Annotated in this window: 6 protein-coding genes and 3 pseudogenes; 2 read left to right on the top strand and 7 right to left on the bottom strand. The window is 46.9% G+C overall.

From position 1 onward, the window contains the following. From AKL11_RS26780 to AKL11_RS12030, 6 genes and pseudogenes are all read right to left on the bottom strand, one after another. Positions 1 to 437, bottom strand: a pseudogene (locus AKL11_RS26780) (DUF4277 domain-containing protein); the annotation flags it as partial. Positions 438 to 495: 58 nt separating this feature from the next. Further along, positions 496 to 1,287, bottom strand: a complete 792-nt coding sequence (locus tag AKL11_RS12045; RefSeq protein WP_253705203.1) for an IS3 family transposase — start codon at positions 1,285 to 1,287, stop codon at positions 496 to 498. An 11-nt stretch (positions 1,288 to 1,298) separates the two neighbouring features. Next, on the bottom strand, positions 1,299 to 1,595 hold the full coding sequence (locus AKL11_RS12040; RefSeq protein WP_067517703.1) for a transposase: 297 nt from the start codon (positions 1,593 to 1,595) through the stop codon (positions 1,299 to 1,301). A gap of 408 nt (positions 1,596 to 2,003) precedes the next feature. Beyond that, positions 2,004 to 2,381, bottom strand: a pseudogene (locus tag AKL11_RS26260) (IS1634 family transposase); the annotation flags it as partial. A gap of 102 nt (positions 2,382 to 2,483) precedes the next feature. Next, positions 2,484 to 2,654: pseudogene (locus AKL11_RS26775) on the bottom strand (IS1634 family transposase); the annotation flags it as partial. Between the two features lie 93 nt (positions 2,655 to 2,747). Next, positions 2,748 to 10,379: a tandem-95 repeat protein gene (locus AKL11_RS12030; protein WP_067517700.1), complete on the bottom strand. Its 7,632-nt coding sequence runs from the start codon at positions 10,377 to 10,379 to the stop codon at positions 2,748 to 2,750. Between the two features lie 461 nt (positions 10,380 to 10,840). On the opposite strand from AKL11_RS12030, the gene AKL11_RS12025 reads away from it, so the two are divergent. Together AKL11_RS12025 and AKL11_RS12020 are read left to right on the top strand one after the other, a co-directional pair. After that, positions 10,841 to 12,076 carry a TolC family protein gene (locus AKL11_RS12025; RefSeq protein WP_067517698.1) on the top strand — a complete coding sequence of 412 codons (1,236 nt, stop codon included), beginning with the start codon at positions 10,841 to 10,843 and terminating at the stop codon, positions 12,074 to 12,076. 15 nt (positions 12,077 to 12,091) lie between these two features. Beyond that, positions 12,092 to 13,921, top strand: a complete 1,830-nt coding sequence (locus tag AKL11_RS12020; RefSeq protein ID WP_157673531.1) for a hypothetical protein — start codon at positions 12,092 to 12,094, stop codon at positions 13,919 to 13,921. On the opposite strand, the gene AKL11_RS12015 is transcribed toward AKL11_RS12020, so the two are convergent. Continuing rightward, positions 13,922 to 16,036, bottom strand: coding sequence for a peptidase domain-containing ABC transporter (locus tag AKL11_RS12015; protein ID WP_067517694.1), 2,115 nt, complete (start codon positions 16,034 to 16,036; stop codon positions 13,922 to 13,924). It abuts the gene before it with no gap. Positions 16,037 to 16,205 lie beyond the last annotated feature (169 nt).

Raw genomic sequence — 16,205 nt, 5'->3', positions numbered from 1 at the left:
GTTAAAATTCTTGTTGTCGTTTACATTGCCGCTAGAGGCTGCCATGAAGATGGGGATTCCGGCCTGATTCTCCGTCATCATCAGCAGTATTGCCTGATTGAGTTCGGGTCGGTGATCTCTGCTGTATCCACGACAGAGCTTAATGCAACTCATGTCGTCTTCATCGACTTCGGACTCGCTGTTATAGCGACCATCTACATGAAAGCTGGTTGAGTCGAGGTTCAGCGCCTTACACGGCAGTTTTAATACAGTAATCGCCTTGACAGCGAATGATAAATAGACCTCACTTACACCGAGTTCATAAAGCTGATTTTACGAGTTTCAGATTGGTTTGGAACCAATGAATCCAGAAGATTGGCAATGCCAAGTTCTTTGCACATACCGGCCACTAATCCCATGTGGTCAATACGCTGAATATGAAATTGATGAGGGCGCACAGGATATGCTCAATCTGAAAATTTTATACAGTTTAGATGGTTTGGGGAAATTCTCAGATTAAGTGCTGAATGACGGATAAAACACTTCAATATACTCAAATATTGCCTGCTGATCCTCTTCCCTAGTCTGAAAATCCTCATGATGAACCAGTTCTGTTTTCAGCGTATGAAAGAAGCTCTCGGCCACCGCATTATCCCAGCAATTCCCCTTGCGACTCATGCTGCAGASRAAGTCATTGTCKTTTAGTAATGACTGATAGCGTTCCGAGACATACTGGCTTCCACGRTCGCTATGCACCAGCAAGYCAGCTTTGGGCCTGCGCTTCCACATTGCCATTTCCAACGAGTCGGTTACCAGCGTTGCTGTCATTCTATTGCTCATGGACCAACCAACGACTGCTCGCGAGCACAGGTCAATAAATACCGACAGGTACAGCCACYCCTCGCGAGTTTGGATATACGTAATATCTCCGACGTATGCCTGGTTAGGTTGATCCCGATGGAAGTCGCGCTCCAGTAAATTATCTGCCACTGGCTTATTATGCCGTGCGTCAGTTGTTGCTTTGAATTTACGTTTTGTTTTACAAACCAGCTTTGCCTCTTTCATCAATCGGTTAATCCTCTGGCGACTGACATTTTTGTCCTTATCTGCCAAGTCATCTTTAATACGACGCTCACCATATGTTCTACGGCTTTTCTCGTGTATCGCTATGATTTCTGCCTTCAATGCCCGATCTTCCTGAGATCGCTTCGATTCAGGCCGGGAGAGCCACTCATAGTAGCCAGTGCTGGATACGGACATAACTCTGCACATAGCTGCAACACTGAAGCTCTCCTGGTAATCTCTGATGAATTTGAATCTCAGAGACTTTCTCTGGCAAAGAAGGCTGCCGCCTTTTTTAAAATAGAGTGCTCCTCTTTGAGTCTTGCCACTTCTTTACGTAAACGTTTCAGTTCGTCGTATATATGCTCATCACTTTTCTCTGACTTGCCAGATGCCTTAGGTCGATGATATTTGGCAATCCAAGTGTGCAGAGTGTTAGCGTTGACACCAAGATCTCTGGCCGTTTCAGTCACTGGTTGGTCGGATTCTACAGCCAGCTTCACGGCAGATTCCTTGAACTCTGCTGTATAAGTTTTTACTTTCTTTTCTGTCATCTGGACACACCTTTAGGGGCTTTGATATTACCCGCGTCTGTGTGTCCGGAAAACTATAACCACTTCACAATACTCCGGTAATCTTTTCTATGCCACTCCCCTAAGGAACAGTCCTTTAATAGCTTCCTGATTTAGAACTCGTTCTCCATTCATTCTGAGCCGGTGTTTGTTAACATAGTTGTCGCCTCAACTTAAGCGGCTTTACTTCGTTGCTCATCAGCACACCGTACGTAGGTTTGCCAAATAGACTGTGTCAACAGTGCTTGCTACTGACTGCTACCTCTAACCTTTCCTCAACAACAAGGCGCTGATGAAGGCGACAGATAGTGATCGTTTTTAGGTTGAAGGCTTTAGCTGCCGCTCATGGGTAAGCGGTGAGTGATTGTCATTCGTCATTCAGCACCTGTATCAGAAATAAATTTCTTGATACGGTCGCCCAAGAATTGAAATGATTGTTAACTGCCTCTCCTGCAAACCAACAACATGTTTTTCCTGATCATCGATCAGCAGAACATTGATGCCCTGAAAGCAAAAAAACACCCACCGTGCCGTTGGAGTCTGACAGGGTATTCGCTTCATGTCCGGGAAAAAACGACTCTGTTTCTTCAATTCAAGTCTGATTCGATGTTGAATGGCTGCGTAAACCATCAGGCTCAGTGTCATCACCATAAGCAGCGCTTCTATACGTTCCGGTTTTTTCAAAAACAGCGCCGAGACCATAAACTCCGGACTCTTCAGAAAACGAAAGCCTCGCTCAACCGACTGCTGTGATTTATCAGTACTCAGGGTAGAGGCAATACAGAATTTACCAGCTGCGCCAGAAGATGCCGCACCATGCGTTGGCTCTGGGGTTGTTGATGGTAAGTTTTCCGGTGCCTCTCCCCTCAGTACCTCTACAGAGCTTAGCGCATTCTTGTCCAGATCATTGGTCGCTAATACAAAGCATCCCAAGGTGGTTTCCGCAACTTCACGACAGTTAACAGCTAACCACGGATGTCCACTGACATAATACTCCATACTGTCTGGTTGACTGTCTTTCTCCGGACGCCCTGCTTTGGTATTGACGTTTATGACAACTCCATCGATTACTGTGATAGAGTTGTCAGGATAATAGAAAACTCTCCAGTTAACATTTGGAATAATGTATGAATACTAGTCTATATCTAAGTTTCCATTGCTTAACAGATTATTAATTATATTATTCTCAATTGAGTATCCGCCTACATCACTAACATCAACTCCCTCCAACCTTATTGTCTGAGTCACACTACCTCCGGCTGTAGAGCTTATGTCGATATCCATGTTGCCACCAGAAAACTGGAAGTTAAGGTATTGACCAAGGGTAGCTGAACTTTCACTTACTAGAAGGTCGCTGATATCTAATACATCACCACCACTACCGGTAGTGAAATCGGTGATTGTATCAACGGCGGGGGCTCCTGCGGTTCCTCCGTCAGCGATTTTCCATACAAAAGTATCGCTGCCATCTCCGCCAGTCATTGTATCGTTGCCACCTGCACCAAAGATAATATCGTCACCACCGTCATCACCGATGAGGGTGTTAGCTCCGCTGGTTCCTTCTATTTCAAGGTTATTGCTATCATTCGTGTTGTGTGATTCTATTAATGATATTCTATGACTCAGATTACTTGKACTCATATCGTCCGAGTCCATATGGTTATACATACCACCATCATCAGCAGGCATATCTAGCCACTCTCCATCTTGAACAGATTCAAGCTGTGTGTGAGCTAAATTTTTCTGTGCAGATGTATATGACCCTCCTCCACTATCAACTACCTCTCCTCCATTGGGACATAGCATAAACGCATCATCTATGGTGATGTAAGTTTCGCTACCAGATTTGGAAAAGGTAATATATTTTATAAATACGTGGTAATAAAGATCATATGGTCCTTGCGAACCTGAAAAGCTTGTCCCACTAGCCAGCATATACTGGGTAGGATCGTTAGGATTCTGAGAAAATCCATATATCGTTCCGCCGCCGCTATGAGTGAAGTTAATGTTACTAATGTGCTCAATCTCTAAATTGGTACTCCCTATACTCTGAAGATCACCATATGACCAAGTATCAAGGGTAAGGGGAGTACCTAAAGATTTTGACCCATAAGTGTCGGGCAAGTCTGTACTGCTGATTATTGTTGAATTTACTGCATCACTACGACCGTAAAGGGTAATCGACACGTTTTGTTGAACAAATCCTCCGTTACCGTCACTAAGCTGAACGGTGTAGACTTGTGTGCGTACTTGACCTGCAGCTAAATCGTCGAGGGCATTATCGCTTACTTCAAAGTTCCATGTGACGCGACCACTACCATCTCCTCCACTATTGTTAGATATGGTCGGGGTGAAAGTGCCTTTATAATCACTAGCTGAAGGCCAAGATGTTATAGTCTGATTACTGAGATCGACATCACCAAAATTGAAACTTCCTGTCTCTGTATGGTTGAAATCATGTTCATTAGAATGCCCATCAGTAAGTTCTGTAATTGCCCCGTTGACATCGATGATGGAAGTTATAGTGGGCGCATCATTCACTGACGACACATTGAACACGATAGATTGGGCTGCACTATCTACAATACCGTCATTGACCGTAAACTGTAAATTAGCATAGGAGGTGCCATGAGCATTAGTATTCGGTTGATACGTAAGGTTGCCAAGTTGACTGTGTGCGATGGTTTGGTTGAGACTGACTAATGCGCCAGAGAGCCTCAAGGTACCAGTCGGTAATTGAGTAATAGTAATCGATTGCAGGGTATCCCCCGTATCAACATCACTAAAATTAAAGTCTGCGGCATTGAATGTATAACTGGAATCTTCATTAATAGTTTTAGTGGTGCTTATTGATGTCGGAGCATCATTTACCGGAATGACATTGAATGTCATGGTTTGCAACTCACTGCTCAATGCTCCATCACTGACGCTGAACTGCAGGTCCGCATAGTTATTCCCGTTGGCATTGCTGGCCGGTAAAAATGAAAGATTGCCGATATCTGAAAATGCGATAACCTTACCGGCGGTGACTGCAGCACCATTCAGAGTCAGTGTGCCAGCGGTGGGAATTTGAGCAATGGTAATGGACTGAAGTGTGTCATCACTATCTACATCACTAAAACCAAAGTCTGCTGCCTGGAATGTGTAACTGGTATCTTCATTAATAGTTTTAGTATTGTCTATTGCTGTGGGTGCATCGTTAGTACCGGTCAGGGTGATGACAATGTCCTGATCCACGCTACCACCTGCGCCGTCGGATACAGTGACCGTGTAGGTTTGCGTGAGGGTTTGACCGGCGGCGAGATAATCAATGTCACCATCAGACACCTCAAAATCCCAATCGACTTGACCGGTAATGTTATTAATACTTGGACTCAGGTTTCCTCGATAATCACTGCCATTAGCACTGACGCTGATAAAGTGGCTATCAGTAATATCCTGATCAGTGATCACAAAGCTACCGGATTCAACATGTACTGTGACATTTTCGCCACTGCCACCGTCGGTTATTTCCGTGATTGCACCGGTAACGTCGATGATTGAGCTAATTATTGGTGCATCGTTGGTGCCGGTGAGGGTGATAACAATATCCTGATCAACAGTACCACCCACGCCATCTGAAACCGTCACGGTATAAGTCTGGTTCAGTGTCTGCCCTTCCGCCAGATAATCAAGGTCGCCATCATTTACCTCAAAGTTCCAGTCAATTCTGCCGCTGCCATTACCAAAGGTGTCATCGCCAATATCGACACTGAAGCTGCCTAGGTAGTCAGTTTCTGCCGCCGCAAATTCAACAGACTGAGTGTTTCTATGGTCATCCGTCGTGATGGTAAAGCTGCCATTGTCAGTCAGGCTTGAAGTTCCCTCTTCGGAGACGTTATCGCTAAGCTCTGTAATGGCTCCATCGACATCAGTGGTTTCATCCACAATCGTTGCATCATCAGGCCCTGAGGCTTCGGTGATATTCAGTGTGAAGGTTTTGGTTTCACTTTCAAGAGAGCCGTCACTGACAGAGAAGTCAAAAGTGTCCTGAGCGTCTTCATCGATACGTGGTGGAATATACGTCAGTATATCAATATTATCCGGGTCAATACGTTCACCGACTCTGGCTAACCGGTCATTGACTTTTAACTCACCACTGCCCGGTAATGATTTGATGACAATAGCTGCAAAGTTGGCACCTGAATCAACATCATTAAAGGCAAAATCACTGCTTGAAAACCGATGAATTCGAGTTTCAACAATATCTTCTGTACGCGCCTCTGTTTCTGGAGCATCGTTAACATTGCGAACCCCAACCCGTATATAGTTAGTGGATTCACTGAACTCACCATTTTCTTCCTCCGCCCGAGCTCTTACAGTTGGGCGGAACCAGTCAACATAATTATCGGGAAGGCTGATCTGAATCTGGGTTAAATCCCARTCGGTGATTTCTGCTGARGTGTTTTCTTCTGTTACGGTGAAYGAATTGCTTCCATCAGAAACAACAGAGCCTACTGGATTACCATCAATAAATACGGAAAGCGTTTCTGAACCATCGGTATCCACCAGTTCAGAAGAAATGTCCATTTGGAAGGTGCCGCCTTCATCGATTTGCAGTACCTCATTGGCGATGACGTTCATTCTAACGGTACCGGTCGTTGTATTGGTGCCGTCGCTTATTGTGTAGGTAAAAGAATCAACACCACTGTAATCCTCATTGGGCGTGTAGGTGAAGGTGCCATCGCCATTGTTTTCTACAGTGCCGTTTTCGGGTTGGGTAAAGCTTTCAATGGTGAGGGTTTCGTTCTGTGGGTCTACAGCATCGGCGAGAACATTGGTGGTTACATACTCACCTTCGGTTTGATTCATTTCCAGATCGTAGTTTTCTACTGCGGGTGCCCAGTTGCTGGGTGCCATGTCAAGCCTGAAGGTCGTTTCAGAGTTCTGGTTCATTACACCAATGCGACCGTCATTCAGAGGTTCATTGAAGTCATAGGAAACTCGAACTTCGCCATCAGAAATCAAACGGGCAATGCTACCTTCAACCGACAATGTTATTGGAACAAAAGTGTCTTTTGGGATGCTGCCAGGTGTTGATGCCCGTCCAATACTTGCGCCATTAACAACTTCTTCAATAGCCCATATCGCATTGTTTACACGGGCATAAACGACTTTGTAATTATTCTCGTCCTGATAATCAAAAACGATACCACCATTAAAGCTATAATGGCCTTCTCGATCGTGTGGGTTGACCTCTGCATTAAGTTCGAAGTTTTCATCCAGACTGCCTTTAAAATCAACCAGAGCAATAGGTTTATTTGCAGAACTGCCAATGGAGTCAATATGTAATTCTTTACCAGTTATCTCCCAGCCATAATCATCAGGCTCAACCCCATGGGGTGTGCCATCAAATACATCCGTCCGGAAGTCAAAATCATCTACATCGGTGTAATTAATGGTTGCCGTATTTCCTTCGCCATCCACATCAATGGTAATAGTATTTGTGCCATGGTTGATCGTGACCTGATCTCCCCGATAGCTGCTCAGGTCAATAGTGTTGTTACCGGCACCACCGTTTACGGTGTAACTCTCTCCAGCCTGCAGCTCATTAAAGGTGAATACATCGTTGTAAGCTGAGCCGGTGACTTCGGTCACGTCCCAGGCATTGGTGTCTACTTCACCGCCGATGGTTTGCAGATTTTGGCTGGTGATATCGAAAATGACACCACTGGGCGCATCCGAGAAGTCTGCGGTTTCCTGCGGTACGATAGGGTCACTGGTGTCAAAAGCTTTAAGGAGCACCCTTGGACCATCAGCTACGGCAGTAATGGCCAGCGTCATGTTGGCTGTGGCTGTTTCGGTGCCATCTGAGACAGTGTACTCAATAACCGCATCGGTGCCGCTCTCATTATAATTGGGTCGGAACGTCCAGGTGCCATCGTCGTTTTCAATGATGTCACCGGTATTATTGGTCACCTGCAGTGATGTTACTGTGAGGTCATCGCCGTCTAGATCGGTGGCATTTTCCAGAAGTTCTTCCGACGTAATGATTCGGCTCTGATCTTCCTGAATCGTATCGCTGAAGTTACTGGCTTCCGGGCCATCATTGACAGCGGTTACCGTCAGGTTTACCTGACTCGACGTGCTGAGGCTGGCATCGGTGATATCAAAACCCAGTTCCAGTTCGCCATTGAAATTGGTACTGGGAGTAATGGTAAAAGAGCCATCGTCGTTTTCAGTGATGGTGGCGGATTCGTCGGAAGTGCTGAGGTTGGTGGCTGTCAGTGAATCATTTTCAGGGTCTGAAGCATTCGCCAGTAGTTGTTCCTGAGTCAGGGTGATGCTGTTGTCCTCGGCGACGTTCGCGGTAATCGGATCGCCTGCCACCGGTGCCGTGTTTTGAGCAGCCGCCATCTCCGTGCCATTGGCCGTCACACTGACCGGGTTGTCTATGGTGCTGGCGCCCCCCATGCGAGCCACCAGATTGCTGTCTGAAAAATCACCCCCACCCGTACTGTCAACATAAACCGCATCCTCCGTAATCAACAGGTAGTTGGGCATCTCTTCTTCAGTGACGCCTTCGGGGATCAGAGCACTGATATCGAATCGATCCTGCTCATCCTCGGTGGAGGTGAAGTCCCAGATAATATCCACAGCACCGTCATCTGACAGTACAAAGGTGTCATCGCCAGCACCACCGATCATAAAGTCACGACCAACGCCGCCTTCAATCCGGTCATCGTCAGTACCACCATCCAAGTAGTCCCGGCCTTCGCCCCCGATCAAGGTGTCTTCACCTGCATCGCCAATCAGTACCGCTCTCTGGGTGCCTGATGCGTCTCGCTCACCCGCATCAATCAGATGGTGCCCCCAGGTGCCCTGGCCTTCCTGATAGCCGGAAGCATCAATCGTGTCGTTACTTTCACCGCCAAAAACAAACTCGACACTGTTTTCCTGCATGTTGAAGGTGGTGTCCTGACCTGCTTCTGTCTCCATTCTGACCCGGTCATAACCCTCACCACCATCAATCACGCCTTCACTGATATCTGCAAAATCCACGTACAGCTCATCGTTACCGGTGCCACCGTACAGTTGGTCAGCGCTGCTCGTCGTGCCCAGGGCATCACCGTCCAGAATGTCATCACCACCCCCACCCCGGATCTCATAACTGCCATCACCGCCTTTCAGAACTTCGTCCTCGTCATCCCCTTCAATGACCAAATTTTCATCCCGGTTGAATAACAGCTCGGAGCCACTCGGCATTATCAGGCGAACCTGGCTGTCCAGCTCACTGCTAGCACCAAAATGAGCCAGCTGGTTTTCAAGATTGAACTCCCGGGTGCCATTCACATCCACGAAGACGCCGTTGTCGGTGATCATCAGGTAATCGCGGAGATTGGACTCGGTCGCACTCTCGGGCAGGATCTGCTCAAGATTCAGAATGTCTCGATGGGATTCAATGCTGGTAAAGTCAGCGAGGATGTCGTATTTCAAATCCTCATTGGTGGAGGCTTCCAACGTCATGATGAATTCATCAGAGCCTTCCCCGCCGTACATAACGTTGCGGCCATCACCACCGAACAGACGGTCATCACCATCACCACCGTCCAGGAACGCGTTATCGTCATTCGCTCTGAGCGTATCGTTACCGGCACGCCCATAAAGGCTTACCCGGTCACTGCTGTCACTGGCCACACTGGATGCATCCAGCTCTTCATCGCCCTGACCACCAAAGGCCTGGCGCAGGTTCTGGGTATCCAGCCGCAGCTGAAACACTTCGCCATCTTTACTGTTCAGAAACCCCCGGGTGGAATTGGTGAACATGCGCTCATTCATGATTTCATCAGAGAGCGGCGTAGCAGAAGCGTCTGCCCAGTTAAAATCCAGAGTGGTGCTGTCATCCACGGTAATACGCACCACTTCGCCCAGTTCTGACTGCTTATCAAAAGCCGCAATTTGTGTGTTTGACGTGAACCGACCATTGCCCGTGGTATCAATATAAACACCTCGCTCAGAGATCTTCACAAAGCTGGCAATATTCTCCTCAGTAACGCCGGACACAATCTCACTGATGTCCAGAACATCCTGTTCGGTATCGTTATTGGTAAACCGCAACACATCGACACTGGACAGATCATCCATGACATAAATGTCATTGCCCGCCCCTCCGAGGTAGTAATCAACGCCCGCTCCGCCGGACAACGTATCACTACCCGCACCACCGGTGATGCGATCACTGGCATCGGAGCCGTTCAATGCATTATCACCGTCTGTTCCGGTCACCGGACTGGTGGTCATGAGCGGATCATCACTATTCACAGTGCGATCAAACTGAATCGTACCGACACCGGCCACATGTACCGAGATGATATTACCGAAATTAGAATTGGCAGCAGAAAAGCGGGCGACCTGAGAGTCCGCCGTGAAATTACCCCGACCGGTGGAATCGATATAGACACCTGTGCTGGTGACTTTGAGAAAATCCTGAAGGTTGCTGCTGGATGCCCGGTCTGGCAGCACATCAGTTACATCAAGAATGTCCTGCTGCTCATCGTTGGAGACAAAATAGAGGGTATCAATATTGCCATCATTGCCGAGGATATAGCGATCATTGCCGGCACCACCGTCGTAGGTATCTGCACCGGCGCCACCTTTTAGGACATCATTGCCATCCTGACCGTTAAGAACATCATCGCCTTCCTGTCCGGCAATGTAATCCGCGCCGGAAGTGCCGTCGAGATTATCGTTGGCACTGGTGCCATTTACGCTATTGCGTCCATTCATTGGTTATGTCTCCCTTTGGGCTCCCGGTGATCATGGGCGTAAATTAAGCAGATATAGATAATGATAAGGGTAGTAGAGGCTTATTGGTGATGACTGGGGAATGCACGGGCTGCATGGGATGTCAAATGATACGCAGACCGTGGATCTGGATTGAGAAGATGAAGTAACTCTATGAAATCATGATGATAATCACACCGAAAATGTCAGTGAACTGTTTATTAGGTTAAATCTTTATATTCATCGCAAGATTAATCCATTTATCGAATTAGTGGATTTATGATGATTTGGTATTGAAAGGATAAACGCTCCTGATAATCAGTCGATTAACAGTCAGATGACAATTTATAGCGTATTCAAATGAATAGCTGGCTCAACAGTCTGACGGGTAATTGACTTAAATGATTCCTAACTTCAGAAAATATTTACTTCCCTTGCTAGTCTGCAGCCCAACTGCATGGGGTATGAGTTTGCAGGAGGCCGTTAATCTGGCAATTGCCAGCAATCCGATTACCAAAACGCTGGAGGTAGATGCCCGTATTGGTGAGGCTCGATTGCAACAGGTGCGAGGAGACCTTCACCCACAGATTGGAATCAGCTTTGAGAAAGGCACTTATGAAACCAGCAATGATGATGGTAATAATGATCAAGGCTGGACTGGTAATCATAAAAGCAAGCTGGAGCTTCGCCAGTTGGTTTATGACTTTCACCAGACGGGCTATCGCATAGATTCAGCTGCCGCCACTGTTCGCGCCAGAGAGTTCAGTTATCAAGAAGGAGAGCAGAGACTGGCATTGCTGGTAGCCAGAGCGTATCTGGAAATTTTACGCCTCGACGAAATGTTGACACTGCTGGATGAGAATACAACGGTGTATAAAAAGTTACTGGATACCATGAAGCAGCGGGAAGCCGCTGGCGCGTCTTCCTATTCGGAAGTTAAGCAGGTGGCGGCATTATTGGAAGCAACCAAGAAAGATCGAATTAGTTATGTCGCTGACCGGGAGTTTGCGGTTGAAGCATTTACGTTGGCGGTGGGGCAGCCCCCTGAAGATCTTAACGCGTCCGGTTTCACAAAGTTGGTGGTCAATGTAGAGGAAGACGCTCTTTTAGAAAGAGCCCAAAGTATTTACTACGGGCTTTTGGTTAAGAATGAAGAAGTAGACGCAGCCAGAGCAACGCTGAATTCGAGTCGCCGGGATTTATATCCAACATTAACGCTTGAAGGAAGTTGGACTCGTCAGGAATCACTGCAAACCAGAGATAAAGAAGCTATTGAAAATAAAGTTTGGGTTGAAGAGGCTCAGGTAAAGTTTGTATTGACCTATGACCTTTGGGATGGAAGCAAAGCTCGAAGCAAAAAAGCAGAAAGTTCACTGTTATTGAACCGATCAGAATATCAGCGCGATGAGTATATTAAAAATCTTAAAAAAGACATCCGGGCTGAGTGGAGCAATATGAAACGGTTTGGAGCAGAACGAGAATCGAATGCTGAGTATTTAAAAGTCAGTAAAGAAGTCGTTGGTCTTTATCGAAAAGAGTTTGAATTGGGGCAGAAAAGTCTTTTGGATATTTCAACCGCTCAGAGAGATCACCATCGGGCAAAGATGGATGATGTACGAATTTCTTATGATTACTACAACAGCGTATTGAGCCTGTTGCTCTATCAAAACGCTGTCATTAAAAAGATTCAACAACTATAAAAAATGGGGAAACAAGTGACAGGACTGACAGAGTATATTCGGGTTAAACCGCCCGGCATTATCGGTAATTATCTGCGCAGAATGATCGTGATATTGGTAGCCGTCATTTTGTTGTTAATGATTAATTACAGCATTCTGTTCGATGTGTTTCAGACGAATATATTGCTCAACCTGGCCATAGGTGGGGCTTTTAGCCTTGGCACTTATCTTTGCTTTCGGAACATATACCGGCTCAGGGCAGACTTTAAAGCCTTGCGCGATATTGATCACTTCCTGTTTGAAAGTCTCGATATGGAAGGCCTTCGTGCTTACCAGGAGAAAACCTATCTCACCTCAGAGTTACTCTACAGCCTACAGAAAAACCTGAATAAATATGAATCTTCTGGCGAAGCGGTCAATCGCATTCTCCCCTCTGTTGCCAGAAGCTTATTCAACATTGTGAATAATGGTTTGTCTGAACGTCGCTCGATCATGAGCTATTTCAGTAATTTATTACTGTACCTTGGTCTTTTAGGGACATTTATAGGCTTGTTTTCAACGGTCAGCTCGATCAACAGTTTGATTGGTTATCTTGCATCCGGCCTATCGGGTGATGAAGATTTAACCAAAATGCTGGTCATACTGATTCAAAGCCTGGAAGAACCACTGGATGGCATGGGCGTGGCTTTCGGTACCTCTCTGGCCGGTTTGTGTTCTTCGGTTATTCTTGGTGCGCTGGCCATGAATGTGAACAAAGCGGGAACGGTGTTTGGCAACAATTATTCGAACTGGCTGTTTGAATTCGCCATCTCTGCTAGTGAGGAATTGAAAGAACGCCAGGCCAATGGCGACCCTCTTGGCGGTGGTTATTCTTCAGGCAACGGCAACAATGGCGCGGTTGTGAATGTGGATTTGGACAGCCTGAAACATGCGCTGCGCCAGCTGGTGGATATTTCTGGTAATCAGCTCTCCAGAACGGAAGCCATTGCTACCTCCCTTGCGGACCAGTTTGATGCGATGCATGAAACACTTCGGCAGCAGAACTCAAAACACATTATGCAGCAGCTGGTGGATATTTCGGGCACCCAGCTCACCAGAATGGACGCCATTGCAACGACCCAGGGAGAGCAGTTGGATGCGATCAACGAGAACCTTAGCGAGCAGAACGTAAAGCACATTCTGCAACAGTTGTTGGATGTGGCAGGTTCTCAGCTCGCCAGAACCGAAGCGATTGCGAACAGTCAGTCGAATCAGTTAGAAGCAATACAGGACACACTTCGCCAGCAAAAGGTAGAAAGCTATTTGATGGCTCTGCAATCTCAGTTGGAGCGCATGTCTGCGACATCTGAAAAAGCTGCAAATAGCCTTGATGAGCAATCAACACTGCTTGGGCAGCAGCTGGTTGAAAGCCAGCAGGAACATGAGAAGTGTGAAGCTCACCGCACGTTATCAACCTCACAGAAAAGCGACGATTTACGTTTACAGGCGTTACTCCAGTCGCAATCAGCAGAAGGTAACCAAACACTGCAGTCTATTTTGAAACAGGTAGAAGGTATGCCTGAAATGATGGGCTCTGATGTCAAAGAACAGATGAAAGCGGTAGCGGAAGAGTTGGAGTTATCACTGCTAAAACGCATCACGCGCTTTATCAAACGTTATGTCCGCCATGTCAGCCGGCTGGTTCAAAAAGATCAGTCCAGGAAAATGGATAAGCTGGAAAAACGACTTCAGGACAATGAAACTCAAATCAAACAGGAGATGGAAGTTCAGTTAGAAGAATCTTACAACCGAAACAATGCATTAACGGTGAAAGTGTTCCGAGCTCTTCATCGTATTCATCGGTTATTAGTGAGAAAGCAAAAATAATCAGTCACCGGATTTTTGGCCAGACATTCTGGCCAGAATCTCATCTCTTGGCCCATCCGCAATAATCCTTCCACCATCCATCAGTATGATTCTATCTACCAGTCGCAGCAGGCTGGCACGGTGGGTAATCAACAAAAAGATATGTTTCTTTTTCAGGAATTTGGGGAATTTTTTGCACAACAAAGATTCATTTACATTGTCGAAACTGCTGGTGGGTTCATCGAGAATAATTAATTCTCCGTCATGAAGCAGTGCTCTCGCCAGCGATAAAGCCTGTTGTTGCCCGGCGGACAAATTGAGCCCCCGCTCACTGACAGGGTGATCGAACCCAAGTGGGCAGGTTTCAATAAAGGCACTCAAACCCACCAGATCACAAACCTTCTCAATTTGCTTATTGGATGCAGAGACCTTGCCCATCAATAGATTGCTTCGGACAGTGCCGGCAAACACCGTAGGCTGCTGGCGGGCAACGCCAAGGTGTTTTCGGTAGTCTTTCAGATCGACATGCATTAGCGAGTGTTTACTGATTTTTATATCCCCTGCACTGGGCAGAAGATTGGCTTGAAGCAGGTCAATCAGAGTACTTTTGCCACAGCCCGATGCGCCTAGTAACGCAATGCGCTCGCCAGGCTTAATCTGAAAGTTAAGATTACTGAGTGCTAAGTTCTGGGCACCAGGATATTGAAACGACAGATTTTCGATTTTCAGGCCACTGCGTAAACTTTTCACTGGGTGGAGCTCTTTGGCATGCTCTTCATCAACCATCTCCTCATCCAGCCGGTGGCTGAACAGTGCCCGGATTTGCTGCAATGACTGGCGAGCATGACTAATACGATTTAATGCCATAGACAGATTCGCCATGGGTGCAATGGCTCGGCTACCCAGAATAATACAGGCAAATAAGCTGCCCGGCGGCAAACTGCCTTCATGAATCAACAGTACGCCGGTCACCAGCATGCCAAACACCACAGCCTGAGTAGAACTGGCGACCAGGGATGTGAGCAATGCACTGGCGGATTTACTGTTGAACTCCCGGCTGGTGGCCGCAGTGACCAGCACTCGCCAGCGGGCGAGCACCTGACTTCTCGAATCCATCGACCGGATGGTATCTATGCCGCGAATGGTTTCATGGAGAAATACATTTTTATCCTGATTGCTTTGGCTACTGATCGCTGATTTTTCCTGAGACAGCTTAAAGCTGAATAGCGACATGGGAATCAGCAGTATCGCAATGATCAAAGGCACCCAGACCAGAGGGCCGCCGATAATTGAAATCGCAACGCAAAATAAAAAGAAGAAAGGAATATCCAGCACGGCTAAGAGCACGCTGCTGGAAATGCTCTCTTTCACCCGAGCGAAGTCCTGAATCACCTGAGCAATTTTGGCGGGAGGCGCCGTTAATTCATGGCTCTCTTGATGAAGAATTTCTTTTAATAGGCTGGCTTCCGATTGCTGGGCAATGGCGCGACAGGCATCGTCCAGAAAATAGCTCCGCAGCCAGCGCAACAGAAAATCCAGAATCAGCACAATCACCATGCCAATGCTTACGGACAGCAATGTATCCATCGCCTGACCGGGCAATACTTTATCAAATACAAAGTGGGTGAAAATCGGTAACCCAAGGGTGAGCAGGTTGATCATCAAGGTCGCCAGCAGCACCTGAGAATACTGAGGCCAGAGGCGAACCGCCTGATTTCGCAGCCATTGTTTAAACTTGGGTTTGTTTCTCTCTATAGGATCTCTTTCCAGCTGGTGGATAACGCCGGAATAGTCTGCCTGTAACTTTTCTTCGTGGATCCAGCGTTGCTCCCCTTCCGGAGTCATCACCAGAAACTCTTCCCCTTTACGCTCCATCACCACATGAAACAGCTTCCCTTTTAATTGAATCAGACAGGGAAAATGTCGGTCATTCATCACGCCAAACGGTAGGGTATAGCGTTTGTGCTGCCAGCCACGATTTTTTGCGAGGTCAGAAAGGTGTTTAACATCAAGAGGTTGGTCCGCTGCTGTGCGAGCGTAGTCGTGAGGAAGGTCGACACCCTGTAGCCGAAAAAGCACCATGACAGCCAATTCAAGATTGCCGGGGGTGGGTTCTGTTTGGGTGTCTGGTTGCATAAGTCATCCGTTGACTTGTGGCGGGTTGCTTTAGTACTCCTTTTTAAAAGCGCCTTTTATAATTAAAGCATGTTTTTTGCGGTAATATTCCAAGCTGGAAATCTATTTGAATGGTGTTGAATGAGAACACAAGTGTTTAAAGTGCTTATGTGCATGTCAGTTAATAGGT

The organism is Endozoicomonas ascidiicola (assembly GCF_001646945.1).
In the GTDB taxonomy this organism is placed as follows: domain Bacteria; phylum Pseudomonadota; class Gammaproteobacteria; order Pseudomonadales; family Endozoicomonadaceae; genus Endozoicomonas; species Endozoicomonas ascidiicola.
The sequence above is the reverse complement of the archived record's forward strand: the minus strand, read 5'-3'. Positions and strand labels throughout refer to the sequence as shown.

What these genes read in the sequence shown, in the direction of transcription:
- AKL11_RS12040 (WP_067517703.1), bottom strand. Translation starts at nt 1,595, where the DNA reads ATGACAGAAAAGAAAGTAAAAACTTATACAGCAGAGTTCAAGGAATCT.
- AKL11_RS12025 (WP_067517698.1), top strand. Translation starts at nt 10,841, where the DNA reads ATGAGTTTGCAGGAGGCCGTTAATCTGGCAATTGCCAGCAATCCGATT.
- AKL11_RS12015 (WP_067517694.1), bottom strand. Translation starts at nt 16,036, where the DNA reads ATGCAACCAGACACCCAAACAGAACCCACCCCCGGCAATCTTGAATTG.